The 21,064-nt window shown below is 36.7% G+C and carries 18 protein-coding genes and 2 tRNA genes; 7 read left to right on the plus strand and 13 right to left on the minus strand.

Annotated features, from left to right (window positions below; all coding sequences use genetic code 11):
* Positions 1 to 361: 361 nt before the first annotated feature.
* From lolB1 to QM491_RS06065, 5 genes are all read right to left on the minus strand, one after another.
* Complete coding sequence (gene lolB1, locus QM491_RS06045; protein ID WP_283326401.1) at positions 362 to 1,231, minus strand: lipoprotein insertase outer membrane protein LolB1; 870 nt, start codon at positions 1,229 to 1,231, stop codon at positions 362 to 364.
* Positions 1,232 to 1,289: 58 nt separating this feature from the next.
* On the minus strand, positions 1,290 to 3,023 hold the full coding sequence (locus tag QM491_RS06050; RefSeq protein WP_283326402.1) for a tetratricopeptide repeat protein: 1,734 nt from the start codon (positions 3,021 to 3,023) through the stop codon (positions 1,290 to 1,292).
* 294 nt (positions 3,024 to 3,317) lie between these two features.
* Positions 3,318 to 3,950 (minus strand): acetyltransferase, encoded by a 633-nt coding sequence (locus QM491_RS06055; protein ID WP_166550943.1) that lies wholly within the window; start codon positions 3,948 to 3,950, stop codon positions 3,318 to 3,320.
* 39 nt (positions 3,951 to 3,989) lie between these two features.
* A complete protein-coding gene (locus QM491_RS06060) occupies positions 3,990 to 5,210 on the minus strand; it encodes a M14 family zinc carboxypeptidase (RefSeq protein WP_283326403.1) in 1,221 nt (406 codons plus the stop codon).
* Positions 5,211 to 5,334: 124 nt separating this feature from the next.
* Positions 5,335 to 6,606 carry a voltage-gated chloride channel family protein gene (locus QM491_RS06065; RefSeq protein ID WP_283326404.1) on the minus strand — a complete coding sequence of 424 codons (1,272 nt, stop codon included), beginning with the start codon at positions 6,604 to 6,606 and terminating at the stop codon, positions 5,335 to 5,337.
* A 149-nt stretch (positions 6,607 to 6,755) separates the two neighbouring features.
* Here QM491_RS06065 and QM491_RS06070 point away from each other — a divergent pair, with 149 nt between their 5' ends.
* From QM491_RS06070 to QM491_RS06080, 3 genes are all read left to right on the plus strand, one after another.
* Positions 6,756 to 7,637, plus strand: coding sequence for a helix-turn-helix domain-containing protein (locus tag QM491_RS06070; protein ID WP_283326405.1), 882 nt, complete (start codon positions 6,756 to 6,758; stop codon positions 7,635 to 7,637).
* Between the two features lie 121 nt (positions 7,638 to 7,758).
* On the plus strand, positions 7,759 to 8,286 hold the full coding sequence (locus QM491_RS06075) for a YceI family protein (RefSeq protein WP_095160946.1): 528 nt from the start codon (positions 7,759 to 7,761) through the stop codon (positions 8,284 to 8,286).
* Between the two features lie 159 nt (positions 8,287 to 8,445).
* Positions 8,446 to 9,168: a pirin family protein gene (locus tag QM491_RS06080; protein ID WP_283326406.1), complete on the plus strand. Its 723-nt coding sequence runs from the start codon at positions 8,446 to 8,448 to the stop codon at positions 9,166 to 9,168.
* Between the two features lie 121 nt (positions 9,169 to 9,289).
* Here the strand turns inward: QM491_RS06080 and QM491_RS06085 are convergent, their stop codons facing one another.
* The 6 genes from QM491_RS06085 to QM491_RS06110 all read right to left on the minus strand — a co-directional run bounded on the left by QM491_RS06085 (position 9,290) and on the right by QM491_RS06110 (position 16,304).
* Entirely contained in the window at positions 9,290 to 9,802 is a 513-nt protein-coding gene (locus QM491_RS06085) for a KdsC family phosphatase (RefSeq protein ID WP_283326407.1), read from the minus strand.
* The gene (locus tag QM491_RS06090) at positions 9,799 to 10,596 is read right to left on the minus strand and encodes a Rossmann-like and DUF2520 domain-containing protein (RefSeq protein ID WP_283326408.1); all 798 of its coding nucleotides are present in this window, start codon (positions 10,594 to 10,596) and stop codon (positions 9,799 to 9,801) included. Before QM491_RS06090 ends, QM491_RS06085 begins: the two co-directional genes overlap by 4 nt.
* A gap of 262 nt (positions 10,597 to 10,858) precedes the next feature.
* Positions 10,859 to 10,947: transfer RNA gene (locus QM491_RS06095), tRNA-Leu, on the minus strand.
* A gap of 58 nt (positions 10,948 to 11,005) precedes the next feature.
* A tRNA-Gly gene (locus tag QM491_RS06100) sits at positions 11,006 to 11,081 on the minus strand.
* A 172-nt stretch (positions 11,082 to 11,253) separates the two neighbouring features.
* Positions 11,254 to 12,126, minus strand: a complete 873-nt coding sequence (locus QM491_RS06105; protein WP_283326409.1) for a UbiA family prenyltransferase — start codon at positions 12,124 to 12,126, stop codon at positions 11,254 to 11,256.
* 86 nt (positions 12,127 to 12,212) lie between these two features.
* Positions 12,213 to 16,304: an AAA domain-containing protein gene (locus QM491_RS06110; protein WP_283326410.1), complete on the minus strand. Its 4,092-nt coding sequence runs from the start codon at positions 16,302 to 16,304 to the stop codon at positions 12,213 to 12,215.
* Between the two features lie 421 nt (positions 16,305 to 16,725).
* Here QM491_RS06110 and QM491_RS06115 point away from each other — a divergent pair, with 421 nt between their 5' ends.
* Positions 16,726 to 17,463 (plus strand): glycosyltransferase family 2 protein, encoded by a 738-nt coding sequence (locus QM491_RS06115; RefSeq protein ID WP_283326411.1) that lies wholly within the window; start codon positions 16,726 to 16,728, stop codon positions 17,461 to 17,463.
* A complete protein-coding gene (locus tag QM491_RS06120) occupies positions 17,463 to 18,110 on the plus strand; it encodes an NAD(P)H-binding protein (protein WP_283326412.1) in 648 nt (215 codons plus the stop codon). Before QM491_RS06115 ends, QM491_RS06120 begins: the two co-directional genes overlap by 1 nt.
* A 53-nt stretch (positions 18,111 to 18,163) precedes the next feature.
* Here QM491_RS06120 and rpmA read toward each other — a convergent pair whose 3' ends face one another.
* Positions 18,164 to 18,424: a 50S ribosomal protein L27 gene (rpmA, locus tag QM491_RS06125; RefSeq protein WP_095160939.1), complete on the minus strand. Its 261-nt coding sequence runs from the start codon at positions 18,422 to 18,424 to the stop codon at positions 18,164 to 18,166.
* Between the two features lie 80 nt (positions 18,425 to 18,504).
* Complete coding sequence (rplU, locus tag QM491_RS06130) at positions 18,505 to 18,816, minus strand: 50S ribosomal protein L21 (RefSeq protein WP_095160938.1); 312 nt, start codon at positions 18,814 to 18,816, stop codon at positions 18,505 to 18,507.
* A 521-nt stretch (positions 18,817 to 19,337) separates the two neighbouring features.
* On the opposite strand from rplU, the gene QM491_RS06135 reads away from it, so the two are divergent.
* On the plus strand, positions 19,338 to 19,985 hold the full coding sequence (locus QM491_RS06135) for a thioredoxin family protein (RefSeq protein WP_283326414.1): 648 nt from the start codon (positions 19,338 to 19,340) through the stop codon (positions 19,983 to 19,985).
* A 194-nt stretch (positions 19,986 to 20,179) separates the two neighbouring features.
* Entirely contained in the window at positions 20,180 to 20,986 is an 807-nt protein-coding gene (gene mazG, locus QM491_RS06140; RefSeq protein WP_283326415.1) for a nucleoside triphosphate pyrophosphohydrolase, read from the plus strand.
* Positions 20,987 to 21,064 lie beyond the last annotated feature (78 nt).

The raw sequence follows: 21,064 nt of genomic DNA on the forward strand, positions 1-21,064 counted from the left end.
TGTGCTATAATGGCTTTAGGTATTTATGAAATTTTGAAAGCCAAATTCACCACGGCCATTTCACACTATTAGTAGATAAGTAACAAGATGGTATCCATTAATCGTATATCCGTTATTTGAATCGAAGTATGACACAGATATGCTATTAATTGAGTTTATTCTGTTACCTAAATAAGTAAAAAATGAGTTTATCAGCACTGTGCTGACTTCAAATAAATAACTTCATTTACTTACTTAAGGTTTTGATTCAATAGTGTTAGTGATATGGGCAAATTAGGATTATCAGCAATATGTTGAATTCGTTAAAAAATGCAAGATAAGCTTTAAAGACAATATTGCTTAAAGCTTATCTTATTAAGTTTTAATTTTTCTTCAAAAGCTTTTCTGGCACTTTAAAAGGAAACTGTAATGGCTCGTCTAACAACTCGACTTTGGTATGCTTGATATTGATTACTGTCTGATAAATTTTCTGGTCTTTCTCCGATTTATACTCAACTGTAATCAAGTTTGAAAGCGGAAAAAGCGTATTATTCAGTGCTGTAAAATCAGCAAAATCCATTTCAAGTTTGGTATTGGTTACATCTTGTGTTACTAAAAGCTTTTTTAGCTTTTTATCCTGACCAATGTAATTATCAATCTGTACTTTGCCTTCGTGTTGTTTGAGCAAAAAGTATTCATTTTCACGAATAACTCTTGATTTATTTTTCTTGAAAGGACGATTTCCTACAATCAAAGCTTGAAGAATATCAAAGGTCAAATTGAACTTGAATTTTTCTGAAAAATGGTCATATCTATACTCATTATAGGACCCTTCGTACTTGTTATGAATTTTTACAGAATCTTTCGTAAAAACGGCTGTTGCAATTGAAACAGGAAGTCCCGGAACAGACAAGTTTAACCAAATCACGCTATCTTTCTTGGCACGAATGTCCATATTCACCGTCTGGTTTACATCTGCACTTTTGATTCCTACTTTAGCTTTTCCTTTAAGATACTTAAAATCAACTTCATCGACGCTTACCTTTTCGATTTCCGTATCTTCTGTTTTCGGAGCATTATCCACACTTACTTTCGAAGAGTCTATGGTAGGAGCTACTACAACATTCGAAGTTCCTTTTTTTAACGAGTCTGTGGTTGTTGAAACAAGTTCAGGAGATTTATTAATTGCTGGTTTTTTACAAGAAGCAATACCCAACATCAATGCGACACCTCCAATGATTAGTTTATTCATTTGTCTGTTATCAATAAAGCAATTAAACCTGTGGTTTTTAATTTATGCTTGTTGTGAATTATTCTATTAGCTTTTGTTGCGAAATTTTTTGATCGAGATTATGGCTTGTTCCTCCAATAGCTTTTGCTTTTTTCCATTGCTCTACGGCTTTGGAAACTTCACCTAATTGAAAAAGTACATCTCCATAATGCTCAACGACTGTTCCACTTTTATTGACGTTATTTTCGACGGCTTTTTCTAGATAAATTTTCGCCTTGGCAAAATCTTTCATTTCATACAATACCCATGCGTAAGTATCCAAATATGTCCCATTATTAGGATGACGTTCAACCAATCTATTGGCCATTTGAGCAGCCTTTTCGAGTTTTACTTTTCTCAAAGACAAGAAATAGCTGTAATTATTAAGCACATGGTCATTATCAGGATCTTCTTTCAAGGCAGCTTCATAAGCTTCATCAGACTTTTCATGCTTACCAATACTGTTGTAAGTATCACCTAATTGAGCAAAAATATGTTGTGCCAGCTCATATCCCTCTGGAGCCAATCGCTTAGCTTCTTCGAGCGCTTCGATAGCTTTTTCGTTGTTACGTTTACGATAATGTGCTGAGCCATTCAGATACCAGAAGATAGACTGATTGGGAAAAACCTCGATCGCCTCCTCCGAATGCACAATGGCACTATCAATTTGATTCAAATCAAAGTCTAACTGAATGATTCGTCCCCATACTTCATTGACAGAAGGGTCTAGGTGAGCAGCTTTTACATATTCGTTGCGGGCTTCGGCAACTTCACCTTTTTGAAACAACAAATCTCCATATATCGCATGAGATTTGGGATCTTTTGGGTTAGCTACAATCAAAGACTTCACCAAGTTGAATGCCATTTGTTTCGACTTTTCATCCTTCATCATCGACACGTAGCTCATAAGAATACGGGCTTTGGCATTGACATCTAAGTTGGGGTCAGCAAAAGCCAGCTCTAACTCTTTGTTGCACTTATCCATATCGCCTTTCTCTTGATACAATTGCGCCAACATTACGTGCGCCTGCGCATTGCCAGGATTCATTTTTAGAATCTTTTCGAGATAGGGGATAGCTTGGTCATTTCTTTTGTTGGCAATCAATATCTCGGCTTGGTCTATGATATAATCTATTTCTTCGGGGTCGGAGGCAATAAGTTTTTCTCCTTCCTTGATGGCATCATCTACTTTTCCTATTTTTAATAATACTGCTTGTTTTTGGCGAGAAAGTTCTTCGCTAATTCCTAATACCTTTTCGGCTCTATCAAATGCCTTCACGGCATCATCCAAACGATTATCGAAGATATACAACGCCCCTTGTTGCAGATAGTATTCAGGATTGTTTGGAAACAGATTCACCAATTTTTGATACACGGTTTGTGCTTCAGAAAATTGTTTGTTTTTGACATACAAATCTGCTAAAAGCTCATTATAATTAGCATTATTAGGGTCTAGCTCTATTGCTTTTTGCACATATCCTATGGCTTTATCTTCAGCCTCCAACTTACGATATACTTTCCCCAAAGCATAAAGAATACCACTATTTTTGGGAGTTATTGACAGTGCTTTTTCCAAAGGAGCAATCGCTTTGTCGTAATCTTCCATCATGAAGTACTTCATCCCATCAGTAAAATGCCCCTCTGCTTCTAATTGTTGTGCAGGGGTAATTTCAATCTTTTTGGTAGAGGCATCTTTCTTTTGAGCAAATCCTATTTGATGGCTCATGACAAACACAGCCCCCACAAGGATAGTATTTCTTAATGTAATATGCATATTGTTTGGGTAGTACATTCGGTGGTTCTGTGGTGGCAAATGAAGCACTACAGGGAATCTTTTTCAAAGTTACTAAAATAATTTTCAAGTCCTTGAAATCAAAGCAATTCGCTAAATCATTCGGTATTTTATGGCTTTCGACTTGTTAGCTATTGAATGCTCTTTTACTTTAAAATTATCTGAGGATAGTTTAGGGCAATAACGTAGAATTATAAATATCTGGTATAAAAACGATTGGCTTTGAGCAATCGGTTCTCAATTTTGAAGACTCGTCAACTCAAAGCCAAGCGTTTCTTATACTTTTTTTGCAGGGTTACCAAATACTGTTTCCTTGGCTTTAACATCTTCAATTACGACAGAACCAGCACCAATGCGAGCGCTTTTACCAATTTTTACGCCACCTACAATTGTTACTCCTGTACCAATAAAGGCATTGTCTTCGATTACAGCTCCTGCGCCAATGACTGTTCCAGCTCCGATTTGAACAAAATCGCCCACCTTCGCATCTACATCTATCAATACTCTACTGTGTAAAATATTGTGATTACCGATTTCAGCTCTTGGGTTGATAATTGCACCTGCTGCAATCAAGTTCCCATGGCCAATTGATGCCGTTGATGCAATGATAGATTGGTCATGAATAGCATTGACAGGCTGTACTTTGCGCACATCATGAAGCATTTCTACAATGTTTTTACGCACCTTTGTTTCGTCGATTGCGACGAATGCTTCACATTTTTTACCAATCAATTTGGTATATCCCTCATCGTCAGGCGAGCCTAATACAGTAATATCATCTATTTCGGTATTGTGTAGCTTTTCGTTATCGTCCAAAAAAGCATATACTACGACATTGTTTCTCTTAAAAATATCAAGTGCCACTGCGCCCAAACCGCTTGCACCAATAATAATCACTGGATTTTCCATTTGTTTGATTGAATTAGACTGTCTCTAGACTTTCGGAGCTTATTGAATCACTCCATTTTTTATCACATATTTTACTTCGTCATTTTTCAACAAAGTAAAATCGGCTTTCATACCTAAACTAATTTCTTTTTTTGCTTGTATTGTCAATCCTTTCCCATCGATTTCATCTGTTCCAAAAAATACTGACATATCTCCGATTTCTTCGACTGTACTTGTATTGACAAAATCATCATCTCCACTAACGGGTTCTTCGCCACGATTGATGGCAATATCTGCAACATAACTTACTTTACCTTTTTGGATAGTTACATTTCTGATAATTAAATCAAAAATTGCCTTCCCATTTACGGGCAAAGCATCATAAGTCTCAGTAGTTTCGTTGACGTAGGACTTTGTTGCGACCGAATTCAAGGCCGATAAAATAGAAATATAATTTAGCTTACGAATATACTGTTTCTCTGGGTCGTTTTTAAATCCACCCGATTCGATAAGGATAAGCGAAGTTCCCCATTTTTGGATATTATCACCAAAAGCTCTTGGTTCAAAATCTGATGGCCACTTGCCCACACAATTAGGTAAATATTGCTGCAAACCACGGTTCATCTGTACAATTACTTGCATTGCTTTTTTACGCACCTCGTTTACTTCTTGAGCCTCGTTGTAAGCTGTTGCCAAAAATGACATAGTTGCCAGATTGCCCGTTTGCCCAGCCGAATATCTGCGGTCTTTATCGTGCAAGTTAAAACCAAAATCAGGTTTTAAGGTTTTGACCAATTTTTTCAACAAACGTCCTTCAGGGGTTTGTAAAGCCAAAGCATCACGGTTCATATCTATGCCCAAAGCTGTGTATCTCGACCATGCCTCTGCACCGTCAGGATTGAGCATTGGCACAAAATAAAAAGTACATTTTTCGAGCAATGTCTTTTTAAAATCCGAATATGCAGGTGTATCTTTTCCTAAAAAATTGAAAATATCCATCAAAGTCATTGTAGCAGTGGCCTCATTGCCATGCATCTGCGACCATAAAAGTACTTTGATTGGTCCATTTCCTATTTTGACTTGATAAATAGCTCGTCCTTCAGTCGATTTTTCTGCAATTTGGACATCAAACAACGGATTTGCCTTTAGTTTTTCTAGTAAATTTACCAAAGTAGCATGCCCAAAACGACGTTTGGTAATCGCTTTTTCTTGAAACTGCTCATAAGAATCAAACAGATTTTTCTGCAATTCTTGTGCATTTATCTGGGTAAGTTGTGTCATTAAAATAATTACCAGTATTAAAAAATTTCGCATGAGACGATAGAGGAATAAAAGGGGGTATCCTAAATTTACCCATTTATTCTCTGAACAAAAACATCTCTGATAAAATCACTTTAGTATTTCTCTAAAAAAATTCATTGATTTCTTTCATGGGAGCCTTATTTCCTCCAACAATCTGAGCAGCATAAATACCAATATGCCCAGAAAATAAATACGCTGTAATACATGAGATAGCAATAAATACAGCCGATTCAGCTCCAAAAAGTTCGATACCCATGAGAGTACACGCCAACGGCGTATTAGAAGCACCCGAAAATACCCCTACAAAACCCATCGCAGCTAATAAACTCAAAGGTAAAGGAATTATCGTAGAAAGCGTATTTCCTAAAGTAGCTCCTATATAAAACAAAGGTGTTACTTCGCCACCTTTAAACCCTGAACCGAGCGTAAGAGAAGTAAAAAAAGTTTTTCCCAGAAAATCATACCAATTAACCGACTTTTGAAAAGCTTCTACAATTACTGGCACGCCCAATCCGCTATATCGTTCGGCTTTGAAACCAATCAAAAGAATTGCCACAAGCACGCCCCCAATTACGGCACGAAGAGGGGGATAGGATACTTTTTGCTTGAAAAAATTGCCCCAAGCATGTGTCATTTTGGCAAATATCAAACCCATCAGTCCAAAGATAGCTCCAGCCAGCATTGCCCATACGAGTGACGTCGGTATCAATGCTGTTTGTTCGCTCACTACATAATGTGTGTGCCCTACATGACAAACCGACTGACAAACATAATCTGCTACAATTGCACCCAGTAAACTTGGCAAAATAGCCTCATAACGCATTTTACCAATAATGGCCACTTCCAAGGCAAAGACGGTTCCTGCCAATGGCGTTCCAAATACCGAAGCAAAACCTGCACTGATGCCCACAATGAGTATGATTTTTCTATCAAAATGAGCGGTATCTCTTTTAAAGCCTAGTTTTCCAGTAAGTTTCGAGCCCCAGAGATACAAGTTATCCGCCAATGCTCCACCCATTTGGACAGCGGTACCTTCACGACCAGCGGAGCCACCAAATAAATGGGTTATGACAGTTGTCACAAGTATCATAGGCATCATGAGCAAAGGAATCGTTTGAGTAGATTTTTGTAATTCCTCTATTAGCTGATTATTTCCTTTGGCAATGGATGCCCCCCAATAATGATAAAGCCCACCTACCACCAAACCTGCCAAAGGTAATAGCCGGATTAGCCATTTATGATTTTCACGATAATGCGTAGCCCAATCTAATGCAACCAGAAAAAAAGCGGATGCACTTCCTACCACAAACCCGACTACAATACATATCAATAGCCACTTGATGACAAACTGAAGTGAAACAAGTTGTAAATTCATATTGCAAAGTTAAGTTGTTGATTTAAAACAGCCAATTTTCCTTAAATCGCCTTATCACTTTCAAAGATTTAGTATATTTGAATATCTATGCCATTCAACCACCGATCGTAGAAGCAAAAGCTAGTCTGATTTTTAATTTTTTAATTTCTATGAAAACACTTCGACTTGAAGAGGTGACGCCTTCTAAACTTCATTTTGAACTCAATACCATGCAATGGCTAGAGGAACATCGTTCTGAGCAGTCCAACGAAATACACAAGCATGATTACTATGTGATTATTTGGGTAAAAGAAGGCACAGGTACGCATACGGTTGATTTTCAACAATTCGAATTACATCCTCAAACTTTTTGGTTTCTTTCGCCAGGTCAAGCGCACGCTTTTCATTTTCAATCGCCTCCTAGTGGGTATGTTATTTCGTTCGATAGTGATTTTTTCTTTACTTATGAAAATAATAGAGAACTCCTGATTGACACTGGACTTTTCCATAATACTTTTCAGTTTAAGCCTTTTACATTAGATACCTCTCTTACTTTTGGTTTAGAGAATATCCTTCAAAACATTCAAGCCGAATATCAAAATCGTGATGGTATTTACCAAGAAGATATGCTGAGAAGTTTGGTCAAAATGTTTTTGATACAATGCGCACGACTATTTTCGAGCCAATTAGCTTCGACACATGATGAATCTTCAAAGTCTGTTTGTTTGGTCAGACGATTTCAGGATTTGGTAGAACTTCGTTTTAGTCAAAAAAACAAAGTTGCTGATTACGCCGACCAATTGAGTGTCACACCAAGCCATTTGAACGATACTGTCAAAAAAGTAACAGGACAGCCAGCCTCCGAACACATCAAGCAACGTGTGATTCTGGAAATTAAACGCAAAGCCAATTTTGGAATGGTATCAGCCAAAGAAATTGCCTTTGATTTAGGCTTCGAAGATGAAGCACACTTTTCTAAATACTTCAAAAATTATACAGGACAAACCTTTTCTGAGTATAAAAAACAGCTTGCCAGCCACTCAAAACGCTAATTTTTTTGATAATCCGTAAAATCGACAAGTTTATCCGCAAATTATATATCACAACATTTAATGTATATACATATATTTGCATTGTCAAATTAAAACAAACAACATTTAAACATACAAAGTCATGGCAACTAACACTTGGGCAATCGATCCTTCACACTCAGAAATCCAATTCAAAGTAAAACACTTGGTAATCACTACCGTAACTGGTCATTTCGAAGAGTTTTCGGGTGCAGTAGAAGCAGAAGAAGGATTTGAAAATGCAAGTATTTCATTCGAAGCTAACACGGCCTCTATCAATACAAAAAGCGAACAACGTGACGGTCACTTGAAAAGTGCTGACTTTTTCGACGTTGAACAATTTCCTACCTTATCATTCAAATCTACATCATTTGTAAAAGACGGTAGCGATTTTGAATTGAAAGGTGATTTAACTATCAAAGGAGTAACACTTCCAGTTACATTAGACGTTGACTTCGAAGGTGTTGCTACTGACCCTTGGGGTAATGTAAAAGCTGGTTTTGAAGTAACAGGTAAAATCAACCGTAAAGATTTCGGTTTGACTTGGAACGCCATCACAGAAGCTGGTAGTGCATTGGTAAGTGAAGAAGTTAAACTAGTAGCTAACATTCAGTTGGTAAAACAAGCTTAATATAAAAGGCAAGGAGGGAACTGGCTACAAAGCACAAAGTTTATAGCCTGCTTATTTTGTCACTCTCAAATTAAATTTTATTTATTAGGCTTTCATTAAAGCATTTGTGGTATTTGACATACTAAATGTAGAGGGCCTATTCCCAGAAAGGAGTTTCTTATGAAACCGCTTAAAAAAACACTCCATCTTGCAGAAACAAGAGGAAAAGCCGATCATGGTTGGCTCAAAGCAAAACATACCTTTTCGTTCTCAAACTATCATGACCCTTCTCGCATTCATTTTGGTGCCTTGCGAGTGCTAAACGATGACTATATCGCAGGAGGAATGGGCTTTGGAATGCACCCACACGATAATATGGAAATCATTACGATTCCGACTAGTGGGGTAGTGGCACACAAAGATAGCTTTGGTAATTATGGAACTATAACGGCGGGCGAAATTCAAGTAATGAGTGCCGGAACAGGTATTTATCATTCAGAGTTCAACCATAAACAAAACGAGCCTTTGACTTTATTTCAAATATGGTTATTTCCAAACGAAGAAAATGTCAAACCTCGATATGCTCAGCAATCTTTTGATGTAGCGGCTCGTCACAATCGTTTCCAAACGGTAGTTACACCAGCCGACGACCAACAGGAAGATGCTCTTTGGATTTACCAAGATGCTTATTTTAGCATTGGTAATTTTGAAGCAGGGCAGGATTTTTCTTATCAAATTAAACGCCCAGGCAATGGCTTATATGTATTTGTGATAGAAGGAGAAGTGCAAGTTGCCGAGGAAAATTTGAAGTCAAGAGATGGATTGGGATTGGAAAATCTCCAAGAAGCACATTTCAAAACCACCAACGGTGTAGAACTGTTGTTGATGGAAGTACCACAATAGCTTACGGCTCTGAGCTGTTAGCTTTTAGTTAAATTTTTTATCCATTCATGGATTTGTGATAAAGTAAAAAGCCTTAGTATTTTGATATACTAAGGCTTTTTTGTTTTACTATTATTTTGTCTTAAAATACTAACCATTTTTCTTGCGCTCGCATTACTTGTTCTATGATATCTCTCACAGCTCCACGACCTCCATTATGAGGTGAAACATATTGAGAAACACCCAAAATCTCTTCACAAGCATCTGCTGGGCAGGTAGCATATAGATTTTCTCTAGACATTACCTGATAATCAGGAATATCATCGCCCATATATAAAATCTCATCCTCCGAAATACCAGCATCTTCGAGCCATTGCGTGTAAATTTCTAACTTACTTTTTCCTCCCGAACCCATGAATACATCTTGGATTTTGAGATTTTGTAATCTTTTACGCACACCCTCGTGTTTTCCACCTGTAATCACACAGATATGATATCCTGCCTGAATGGCTCTTTCCAAAGCATAGCCATCACGGATATAAAAAGTACGATAATGTTCGCCTGTTTCTAAAACATGAACAGAGCCATCAGTCATCACACCATCAATATCGAATACAAACGTGGTAATTTTTTGTAATTTTTGAGCTTCAATCATATCGCATTTTTATCAATAATATCTTCGGTAATACTTTCGTAAATCTTTTTATAACCTGCATTGTTCTTTAATGCCCCTATGTGTCGCTGTATAATCTTTTGATCGTTTCGCCTTGCAGGACCTGTTTGCACGGCAAAGATATCTTCCGATTCTAAAGCTTTTCTCAAGGTTTCTTTGATAAGAGGTTCTAATAATTTAAACTCCAAATCATTCTTTTTCATCAAATCCTGCGCAATTCCCCAAAGGTGATTCGTAAAATTACAAGCGTAAACGGCAGCTAAATGTATCCTCTTTCTTTCCTCTGAATTTACAGCATAAGTAACGTCAGAAATGGACTGTGCGAGAGTTATCAACAAGTTTTCCACATCTAAATTGCTGGATTCCAAACATATAGGAATTTCAGAAAAATTCACGTGGAACATTTTTGTAAAAGTTTGTAAAGGATAGAACACCCCTGTACGTATAGTCTCATCCAAATATACGTCTACCAACTCTTGCAATTCGTTGAGTGTTTTTGAGCCAGAAGTATGTACCAAAATAGCCCCAGACGGAAGTGATAAGTTCCGAATAACCTCCTCCATTGCATCATCAGATACACAAAGAAAGAATATTTCAGAATTAGAATCTAAAAAATCTAATCCTCTATGTACTTGAGCATTGTAAAGTTGTTGCGTAAGCGCACGAGCGTTAGAAGGGTTTCGACTATACACCGCCTCAATATCGTAATTAGCTGTTTCGAGTGCTTGAGAAAGGTGCCAAGCTACATTGCCAGCTCCAATGAATGATATTTTCACCTGCATTTAAAGAATAAATGATTAACTGTATCTAACAAAGATAAGGCTATTCAATAGAATTTTATGATAAATAAGTTATGGAACGGTACTTTATCGAAGTAAATACTATTCAGTGGACATTGAGAAAGTATTAATTGAAACAAATTTTGATATTTTAACAGAAATCGGAGAGAAGACATACTAGAAAAGCTCAAACAAAAATAGAAGCAAAGCTTATAAAAGAGAAAAGCGAGTAATCATTTCTGATTACTCGCTTTAGAAGTGGTACCGGGGACGGGAATCGAACCCGTACGAGCGTTGCGGCTCACAGGATTTTAAGTCCTGCGTGTCTACCAGTTCCACCACCCTGGCTTCAGTCAATTTACACCGACCTACTAAACTTAAAAAGCACCAGATTGGTGCTTTAAAGTGGAGCGAAAGACGGGGTTCGAACCCGCGACCTCAACCTTGGCAAGGTTGCGCTCTACCAGCTGAGCTACTTTCGCATTTTCTTTATTATTATCAGCGTTACTTTGTCGCTGAATTGTGATGCAAAATTAGGGTCTTTAATTTTACTATGCAAGTGTTTGATGAAAAAAAATTTAACTTTTTTTTAAATTATTTGGTAATGTTTCCGTAATTTACTGATTATCATTTTCTTGTAAAATCACTAATTTGTTAACTTTTTTTCAAAAAAATCAAGATAAAAAAGGCATTTAAGCAAATTCCACCCAAAAAATTCAAAATCATGGTATTTTTGAAGTTTGCAAATGCTTCATTTTTCAAAACTTTCATGAACCATAAGTTGAAAAAAAGTAAAACTGGAGACAAAATCAGTAAATAAATAAGAAAAATAGGAAGTCCAAAAATCATTTTTCCCGCAAAAAAGAAATAAAAGCCAATCGTAACTAAGGAAAAAATCCCTGCCGTAAATAAAAATGTTCCTCTAATTCCTAAAAGTCTACTTATCGTCAAATCTCCGCGTTTTGCGTCTTCTTCATGCTGATACACTTGTGTCATCGGATAAAACCCTAAAAGATTACAAGTACTCAATACTGCTGGCAAAAGGTTATTTGAAGAAAATAATTCTGACCAAGTCAATTGCCCGACGGATTGCAATACTAATAAATAGGTAAATCCTCCTTGAAAGACACCGACTGTCAACCAACTAATTATTGGATATTTTTTCAAACGAACTTTATCATAAGAATAAGCTTTGGAGACTGTGCTGTACAACAATAAGCCCAGTGCTAAAATCCAAGAATCGAAAACCCAAGCTAAAATAATGGCTGCAATATCAAGGCTCCAAGCGGTATAATACAAGCCCTTGGTTACTGGCGGGGGATTTTCTAATCCACCAATAGAGGACTCGTCTTTATCATAAAAACTATTGTAAGCGTTGGAGGCAGGGTATATCAATAAATGTAAGAGAACAAAGACTAAAACGGCTTTATCGGTATGTAAAATAGATGATTGGCTAAGTGCAAACCAATACACTGGCATCAAAAAAAACGAGAAAGGAATCCTCAAATGTAGTAAAGTACTTTTCATGAGTTTGAAGGTTAAATAATTGTATATTGAATCTGTCTTGTTGAGACAGATTCAATCTTAGAGATTCAAAACCTTCATACTCAAAATCAAGGAATGACCTTTTTCCAAAGTTGACGGCTATAATAACGGGTAAAGGACCATCCTTTACGATGTAATTCCATAGGTAGATATGCAAAAGATTCCTTCACAGAACGAGCATCATAAAACATATCATCGTCAGTAAGAATGACTCCTTGGTACTGTTGCGAGGACTTAATTGTCAAATCTACAAAAGGAAGCTCTTTTACGAAAGAAACTACTTTTTTGCTTAATTGTTCTTTTAACAACCATTCAGACCAATAACTTTTTGAAATATGAGGTTGGGGAGAATACAGTCCTTCCGAAACTCGACGAGCATATTCTAAATATTGCTTTAATATTTTAGGACCTTCGTGTGTGGCGTCCTCTACTTTGAGTTGCTCAGGGGCAATACTCGTGATTACATATACACGCTCTCTTGCACGTGTTATTGCGACATTTAGACGGTTTTCACCTCCAGACATATTCAAGGCACCAAAGTTCATCGTAAAGCGCCCTGTAGCATCAGGAGCATAGCCTACCGAGAAAATAATAATATCACGTTCGTCTCCTTGAACATTTTCTATATTCTTGACAAAAATAGGCTCTTGTCCATTTTTAGTCGATTTCTCTTGGGCATGTAAATGCTGCTCCAACAAATCTTGAATATAAACCTGCTGTCGGTAATTGAAAGTTACGATTCCGATGGACTTATCAGGTGTATTTGCTCGTAATTCTTTTACCAAGGTCAAAATAACATCAGCTTCAACGGCATTGCAGTGATTATTCCAAATACCATCTGATACTTGAATATACTCAATAGAGGCATCACTATCATTCATATCCTCAAATCGTGGCAAAAGCTGTAGAGAGTTTTGATAGAAATATTGATTAGAGAAATCTATCAAATCTAGCGAACGGCTTCGGTAATGCCCACGTAACTGCATTTGAGGCAAAAATTGACATCCTAAATCTAAGAACGAATCGACTTCTAAAGCAGGAATATCTTCGAGCTCATCATCAAAACGAATACGATACAAATCCGAGGGCTGTAATTGCTTAGAATCTCCAGCGATGACAGTTTGTTTTCCTCTAAAAATTGAAGGTATTCCTTGCTCAGCATAACATTGGGAGGCTTCATCAAAAATGACTAAATCAAATATAACAGGATGAAATCCAATAGAGTTTTTCTCCGAAATAGCCAAATTATGAGTCGTCAAAGGAAATATTGCCGAAACTGTTTCAGGCGAAGCCAACCAACAAGGAATCAGATTGAATACTTCATCTGAAAGCTCTGCAATAAGTTTTCGGATAGACCAAATTTTACGTTTTTTAGAAACTTGATGTTTCAAATCACGATACGTAGTAACATTTTGAAGCCTATTGACTTCTAGAGATTGATAGGTTTTCTCGCGCAGTTTGAGTTGCAAAATCTCTTTACTAAGTTGTTGTTTTTGCTCAATTGCTTTTTGTAAATCTTCTTCTAGCTGTTGCAACTTGAGTGTACTAGCACCACGTAGAATAGGATAACGTTGCTCGATGGCATCTATCCAAGCTAACTTTAAATTATTAATAAACAATTCAATAGGTGAACCTTCAAGACTAGATTCTTTTTCAAGCAAACTAATTAAATCCATTTCTCTAGTAGAAAAAGAGCGATGGATTTCATCTGCTTCGAGCATCAAATCAAAATGTTCATCAAGATACGCGATAATATCGCTTGCTTCGGATGATTTGACATTTGCCAACATTTCTAGCTGAGATTCTGCAAGATAAGGTTGTGAATATACATACGCCTCTGAGTAACCCTCAAGTGCTGCGTGTATATCTTCCAAAAGGTTTTTTACTGAATCATAATCGAATGATGAAATATCTACTAACAAACTTAAATGCGTTTCTTGCCAAATCATATCTGCCTGAATCGCCTTATACATCATCTCAAAATGGCGTTCAAACCATCGAAAGCCTTTTCCCAGCCAGATAGGACGTTCTGAGGAATTATTATTTTGAGATTTTACCCAAAATAAATGTCCAAACTCTGTCCACCACTGCTCAAGTTGAATACGATTTTGAATACGCATTTGTAAGCGCCTCAAATCATCGGCAGACATAGTTAGCCCATTGGCTACAACCACGTCTTGTATATCCTTTTTTTGTTTAGAAAAAAGCGACCAAACCATTCCACCAATGGCATTAGACTTGGCATCGAGTGCCTCAATCAACTTATGCAAAAATGGTTTTAATGCCGAAGAATCTAAAGTTGTTTCAGGACCTTCGGCACCGAAGATTATTTTAATTTGCTCAAAAAGTTGTGAAAACTCTAAGGCTCTCAGCGTGTGTTTTTGTTGTTTTCGATACTTTAGTGCCTCAAAATAGCTATTTGAGGTCAAAATAGTACTAATGTTTTTCAGTTCATCTTTCTCCTGAATAAGATTCTGTAAATCATCATATTGTATTTTTGACTCTAATAAGCTTTCAAGTTCTTGAAATACAGTTTGAGTTGCTTTAAAAGTTTTAGAGAAAAGTTCTTGCCAGTGTTTTACATCCGAAAAAGTAAGGCTACTAAATCTTTTTCTTTTATTCCAAAAATTCTTCCCAATCGAATCATGGCGAAATAGACGGGTATATTGGCAGTATTTTTGAAAACGTGTCAAAAAATCGTCCAACTGGTCAAAACGGTAGTCTTGATAAAAATTGCTCAAATCGACATAAGAAGCATTAAGTGAGCTGGTAAGATATAACTCCTTTACCGAAACGCCACACAAGGAGGTATCAAACAATGCCGTTTTGAAAGAATCCAATTCTTCCACAATTTTATCTATCCGACGAGACTCTTGATCAAAGCTTCGCTCCAAAAAGATGCTATCTAAACTATAATTATGCTTTTTGTAGGCATCTATTTGCTCTAACTGAAGCAAAATTTGGCTATAAAGTTCTTTTCTATCATTCTTAAAATCGTGAACACTCCCCACAAACTGTCCCATTCCGATTTGGCGCAAACGCTCATGAACCACATCAAGTGCAGCACGCTTCTGCGACACAACCAAAACCGATTTGCCACGTGCGGTAAAATCAGCAACCAAGTTGCATATCAACTGTGATTTGCCTGTTCCTGGCGGGCCCTGCACCACAAGCGATTTACCAATCTTTACCTCCCGAATAATTTCTTCCTGTGAAGCATCAATCGCCAATGGTGTTAATAGCTTCTCTTCTCGGATTTTAGTCGGCTGAATCATGCTTAAGCCAGGGTGTAACCACTGTGCCTCACCTTCACGGAATAATCCAGTAATATTGTTTTGGGATTCTTCTATCAAGAAATCATAATCAGGCACTAAAAATGAGCCTGCTTGGGGAAATATCCCAAGTACTGCCTGAGGATATAATTTTAGTTCTCCATTCTTTTCAATTTGCTCTAAATCAGCCTTTGTACTTTTTTCGAAGTACTGTAATTGATTAGTAAAAAGCTCCTGATTGAAATTTACATTGAGAGGCGAAACTTTCAATAATTCATAGAGTTGTGTTCTAAACTCAAGCGATGTTTTAGAAAAATCTTCAAAGGTATATTCTAAAAAATTATCAAAAATTTTAATCTCGTTAAAGTGCGAATATGCCAACAAAAAACTACGATTAAAAGTCACAGGTTCTTCTCGGCGCTGTAAGTGCCACTTAATCCCAGAACCAGTATCGGTACTCGAATTGAGCGACAAACGCTGTGCTTTTTGCGTAAGAGTAACTGGGAAAAATAATAATGGACAGCGCACTACAGTACCGTCCATCAGCTTCCCTTTGACCATTGGATACCCAACATACAAATCTTTGGCTCCTCGTTCTTCTTCAATAAATTTTTCGGTACGAGCAATTTTCTTTAGTCTTTTGCTTACCTCATTAACTTTTACATTTCGAGGATCGAGCGTATCACAAAGAGAAATAGCATTTTTCTGAGCTATAAGTTGCTCAATCAACATAAACGAGGGTTGATTATGTAAAAAATCAAGTTCGTGTAAGTCTATAAACTGCTCAGTGGGGAGATTTAATAATAGCAAAGACTTATTCTTGGCGCTTAGGTTGGTCAAGCGTTTTGCATAAGCTTTGAGTATGGTTTGTAAGGAATAATCTATCACGTACAAAATATTTTTAAAGAGTCGTACAACTCCGAAAATTCAAATGAATAATTAACAGAAAAGATAGGCAGTGGTAAACTTCGCAAAGTACTATTTTTGTCAATAAACTAAGCTACAAGTTGTTACAAATATTTACTCGCTATATTGATAACTTTTAAAGATTCGTAAAAGGGCAAAAAAACACAAAGATAAAGGAATTGACAACAAGCGAAGGATAAATATAAGTTTGGCCTTGATTTTGTTTAAAATTTAGTAAAATCTTAAATTGCCAAACATTTAGTCATACCAATATATACCACTTGTAATCTTCGAGCATATTAATAGCTCTATTTCTTTTCACTGTATTGATTTTCAGGTATTTTTGCGACTATTTTTACTTTAAATTTGACTCAATTATTGATTCATAGAAAATTGATTTAAAATGTATAACAACAAAAAAGTTATCGTTGTAATGCCAGCCTACAAGGCTTCGTTGACACTTGAACGAACATATCGTGAAATACCCTTCGACCTTGTCGATGAGGTAATTTTAGTAGATGACCACAGCCCTGACAATACAGTAGATGTAGCTAAATCACTGGGAATCAAACATGTGATTCGCCACGATAAAAACAAAGGCTACGGTGGGAATCAAAAAACTTGTTACAACAAAGCATTAGAATTGGGCGGTGACATTGTTATTATGTTGCACCCAGATTATCAATATACGCCAATGTTGCTTACTGCTATGATTTCTATCATCGGTAATGAGTTATATCCTGTAGTATTTGGCTCGCGTATCTTGGGCATGGGAGCACTCAAAGGAGGCATGCCTATGTACAAATACATTGCCAACAGATTTCTAACGTTTTTCCAAAACGTTTTGCTAGGTCAAAAACTCTCAGAATATCATACAGGCTATCGTGCATTCTCTAGAGAGGTTCTTAAAAAAGTACCATTTGAGCGCTGCGACGACGACTTTGTATTTGATAACGAAATGATTGCTCAAATCTTTTGGCATGGATTTGAGATTGCTGAAGTAACTTGTCCAACCAAATACTTTGAGGAAGCTTCTTCTATCAATTTTATGAGAAGTTCTAAATATGGACTTGGCGTACTTCGTGTTTCTATATTGTACCGCTTAGCCAAGTGGGGTATCAAATGGAATATTCTAGGATAATGAAACATGCTATCATTATTGGTGCTACTGGCCTAGTCGGTAGCACACTTGCTCAACAACTTCTCAAGGATGATTACTTCTCAAAAGTAACCCTACTAGTCCGCAAGCCTCTGACAATATCGCATTCCAAATTAGAACAAGTCATTTTTGATTTTGAGCATCCAGATACCAGCGTGGTAAAAGGAGATGTATTGTTTTGTGCCATGGGTACTACTTTGAAAAAAGCAGGAAGTAAAGAAGCTCAATATCTGATTGATTGTGAATATCCTTACAGAGTTGGTCAAATAGCCAAATCGAATGGAATCGAAAGTTATATACTTGTATCGTCGATAGGAGCGGATGCCAATTCTTCTGGTTTTTATTTGAGAACCAAAGGTGAGTTAGAACAAAAACTTAGTGCATTAGGATTCGCCAAGCTCGTTTGTGTTCGACCGTCATTGATTTTAGGAAATCGTGAAGAATTTCGTTTTGGTGAGAAATTAGGAGTAGTGTTAGATACTATTTTGAGTCCTCTTATGATTGGTCCATTAAAGAAATACCGAGGAGTTCATGTAGACAAAATAGTAAGAATGTTGATAAAGGCTTCTAAAGAAAGCTTTCCTAAGAAAACAACATTTATCGAATCTGATGCGATATATGCTTTATAAAGCAAAAAGGATGCTTGTTTGACAAGCATCCTTTTTTATGGGTAAAATCGTTATTAAGCTTCAGCAGGAATAACTTCTACGAAAGAACGACCTTTGAAACCTTTTTTGAATTGTACAGTACCACTAACCAAAGCAAACAAAGTATGGTCTTTACCGATACCTACGTTTTTGCCAGGATTGTGAGCAGTACCTCTCTGACGGATGATGATATTACCAGCAATAGCAGGTTGACCACCGTAGATTTTAACGCCTAAGCGTTTGCTATGTGACTCACGGCCGTTCTTCGAACTACCCGCACCTTTCTTGTGTGCCATTTTTTTGTAATGTTTTTACGTTAAGTTATGAATAATACGACCTAAACCAGAAGTCTTTCAACTAATAACTTAAGACTAAATTAGAATGTAATACCTTCGATTAAAACTTTAGTCAAGTCTTGACGGTGACCGTTTTGTTTTTGATAGCCTTTACGACGTTTCTTTTTGAAAACGATAACTTTTTCGCCACGAACGTGAGCCAAAATTTTACCTGATACAGTTGCACCTTCAACGATTGGAGCACCTACTTTAATATCTCCATCATTGTCAACAAGAAGAACCTTGTCGAAAACTAGTGCAGCGCCTTCCTCACCCGCCAAACGATGCGTGTAAAGGTAACGGTCTTTCTCAACTTTAAATTGCTGACCAGCGATTTCTACGATTGCGTACATTGTATTGTATTTTTAAACTAACTAGCTATAATTCAAGCAAATGGATTTAATGAAGCTAATTAGAGGGTTTGACAAATGCCATTTGCCCCTAAAAGGGATGCAAATTTAACAAGAGATTTTGAATTTTCGAAATCTTGTAACGACTTTTTTAGAAATATAATCAACTAACAATCAAAACTTTAGACTCTCAGGCATAAGTACTTGGCTTTTGTTGGTTATTTTACTTACGCATTCATTCAAAAATAGACCGTTTAGTAAATATTTTTTCAAGAATAGTACCTTTTTAAAAAGTCTTACGTTTAATAATAAAATCCTCAATCAAAAATGAACTAAGTCTTTTATTATTACGTATTTGCATTGTAATTAAAGCACAATTTACCTACTCTTTTTCACACATGTAGCACTTCTCATATCCATTCACAACCAGTCAGTTTTTTCAATTCTGGTAATTATCTTGTAGTAATTATTTATTTGTCTGGCATTTTGTACTATTTTGTGCGCTCTTTAATACACTATCTAAAATGAAATCAGTCATTCATCATATCATCAAAAAAGCCTTTTTCGCCAAATCTTTATTCATTATCATTACTCTGTTGGCTACTATAGGCACTATTAATGCCCAATCTGGTTATAACATTGGGCAAACCGTTAGCGATTTTCAACTAAAAAATATTGATGGTCGCATGTTATCCTTGAGCGACAATCGCAATGTAAAAGGATATATCGTGGTATTTACTTGTAATCACTGTCCATTTTCGAAGGCATACGATTCAAGAATTGTGGATTTGCATAGCAAGTTCGCTTCAAAAGGATATCCAGTCATTGCTATTAATCCAAACGACCCAAATGCTTACGAAGAAGATTCATTTGCTAACATGCGTCTGACAGCACCAAGTAAAGGTTTTACATTTCCGTATTTACAAGATGAAACCCAAGAAGTAGCCAAGGCTTTTGGTGCAACCAGAACACCTTCGTGCTTCGTACTCAAAAAAGAAGGAGATCGATTTACGGTACAATATATTGGAGCGATAGACGACAATACGCAAGACGCAAGTGCTGTGAACAAAAAGTTTGTAGAAGATGCCGTCAACAATCTATTGAGTGGACGCCCAGTAATGGTAAATAATACTAAAGCTGTTGGTTGTGCTATTAAATGGAAAGGGTTCTAATACAGCAATTTAGATACAAAAAAGAGGGCATGGCTTAGCGATGCCCTCTTTTTTGTATCTAACCAACGAGAAAATGTATATTTTTTTGAGTTTTATTCCCATAAAACCCAAAAAGTCCTATTATACATTGGGGATTTTATAAATAACTTTCACTAACTTTGTAAGCACAACAAACGTATTGGGAACAGGAAAGGATGGAATTTGAAGCTTTACCCGAAAGAAGAAAAGAACAGTTGATGGCATTTAACCGCCTCTTAACAATTATGGATGAGTTAAGAGAGCAATGTCCTTGGGACAAAAAACAAACCATTGATTCTCTGCGTCACTTGACGATTGAAGAAACCTACGAACTTTCGGATGCCATTATAGAAGGAGATTTGGTAGAAATCAAAAAAGAAATCGGCGATATTATGCTTCACATGGTGTTTTATTCAAAAATTGCTTCCGAAACCAACACTTTTGATATTGCTGACGTATTGAATGGTCTTTGTGAAAAACTGATTTTCCGTCATCCACATATTTATGGTGATGTAAAAGCTGAAACCGAGGAGCAAGTAAAGCAAAATTGGGAAGCACTCAAGATGAAAGAAGGTAACAAGTCTGTACTGGCTGGTGTACCAAAATCGCTTCCAGCCTTAGTAAAGGCTATGCGTATTCAAGAAAAGGCTCGTGGAGCTGGCTTCGATTGGGAAGAAAAAGAGCAGGTTTGGGAGAAAGTCGAAGAAGAAATGCAAGAATTCAAAGCTGAATTTAATGTAGTTGAAAAATCAGCCATCGATACCGAAAAGGCCGAAGCAGAATTTGGAGATTTATTGTTTTCTCTAGTCAATTACGCAAGATTTGTCAATATCAATGTTGAATCAGCTTTAGAAAGAACTAATAAAAAGTTCATCAAAAGATTCCAACATATTGAATCAAGAGCAAAAGAACAAGGTAAAACCTTACAAGATATGACCCTAGCCGAGATGGATGTGTATTGGGAAGAGGCGAAAAGGCTGTAATTGAACGAACAACGTTCAAGTCAAAGATTCAAAATTTAATTTTGAGAGTGAAACCAGAAACCCGTTAGCTTGTAGCCT

It is taken from the genome of Flectobacillus longus, assembly GCF_030056705.1.
Lineage (GTDB): Bacteria > Bacteroidota > Bacteroidia > Cytophagales > Spirosomataceae > Flectobacillus > Flectobacillus longus.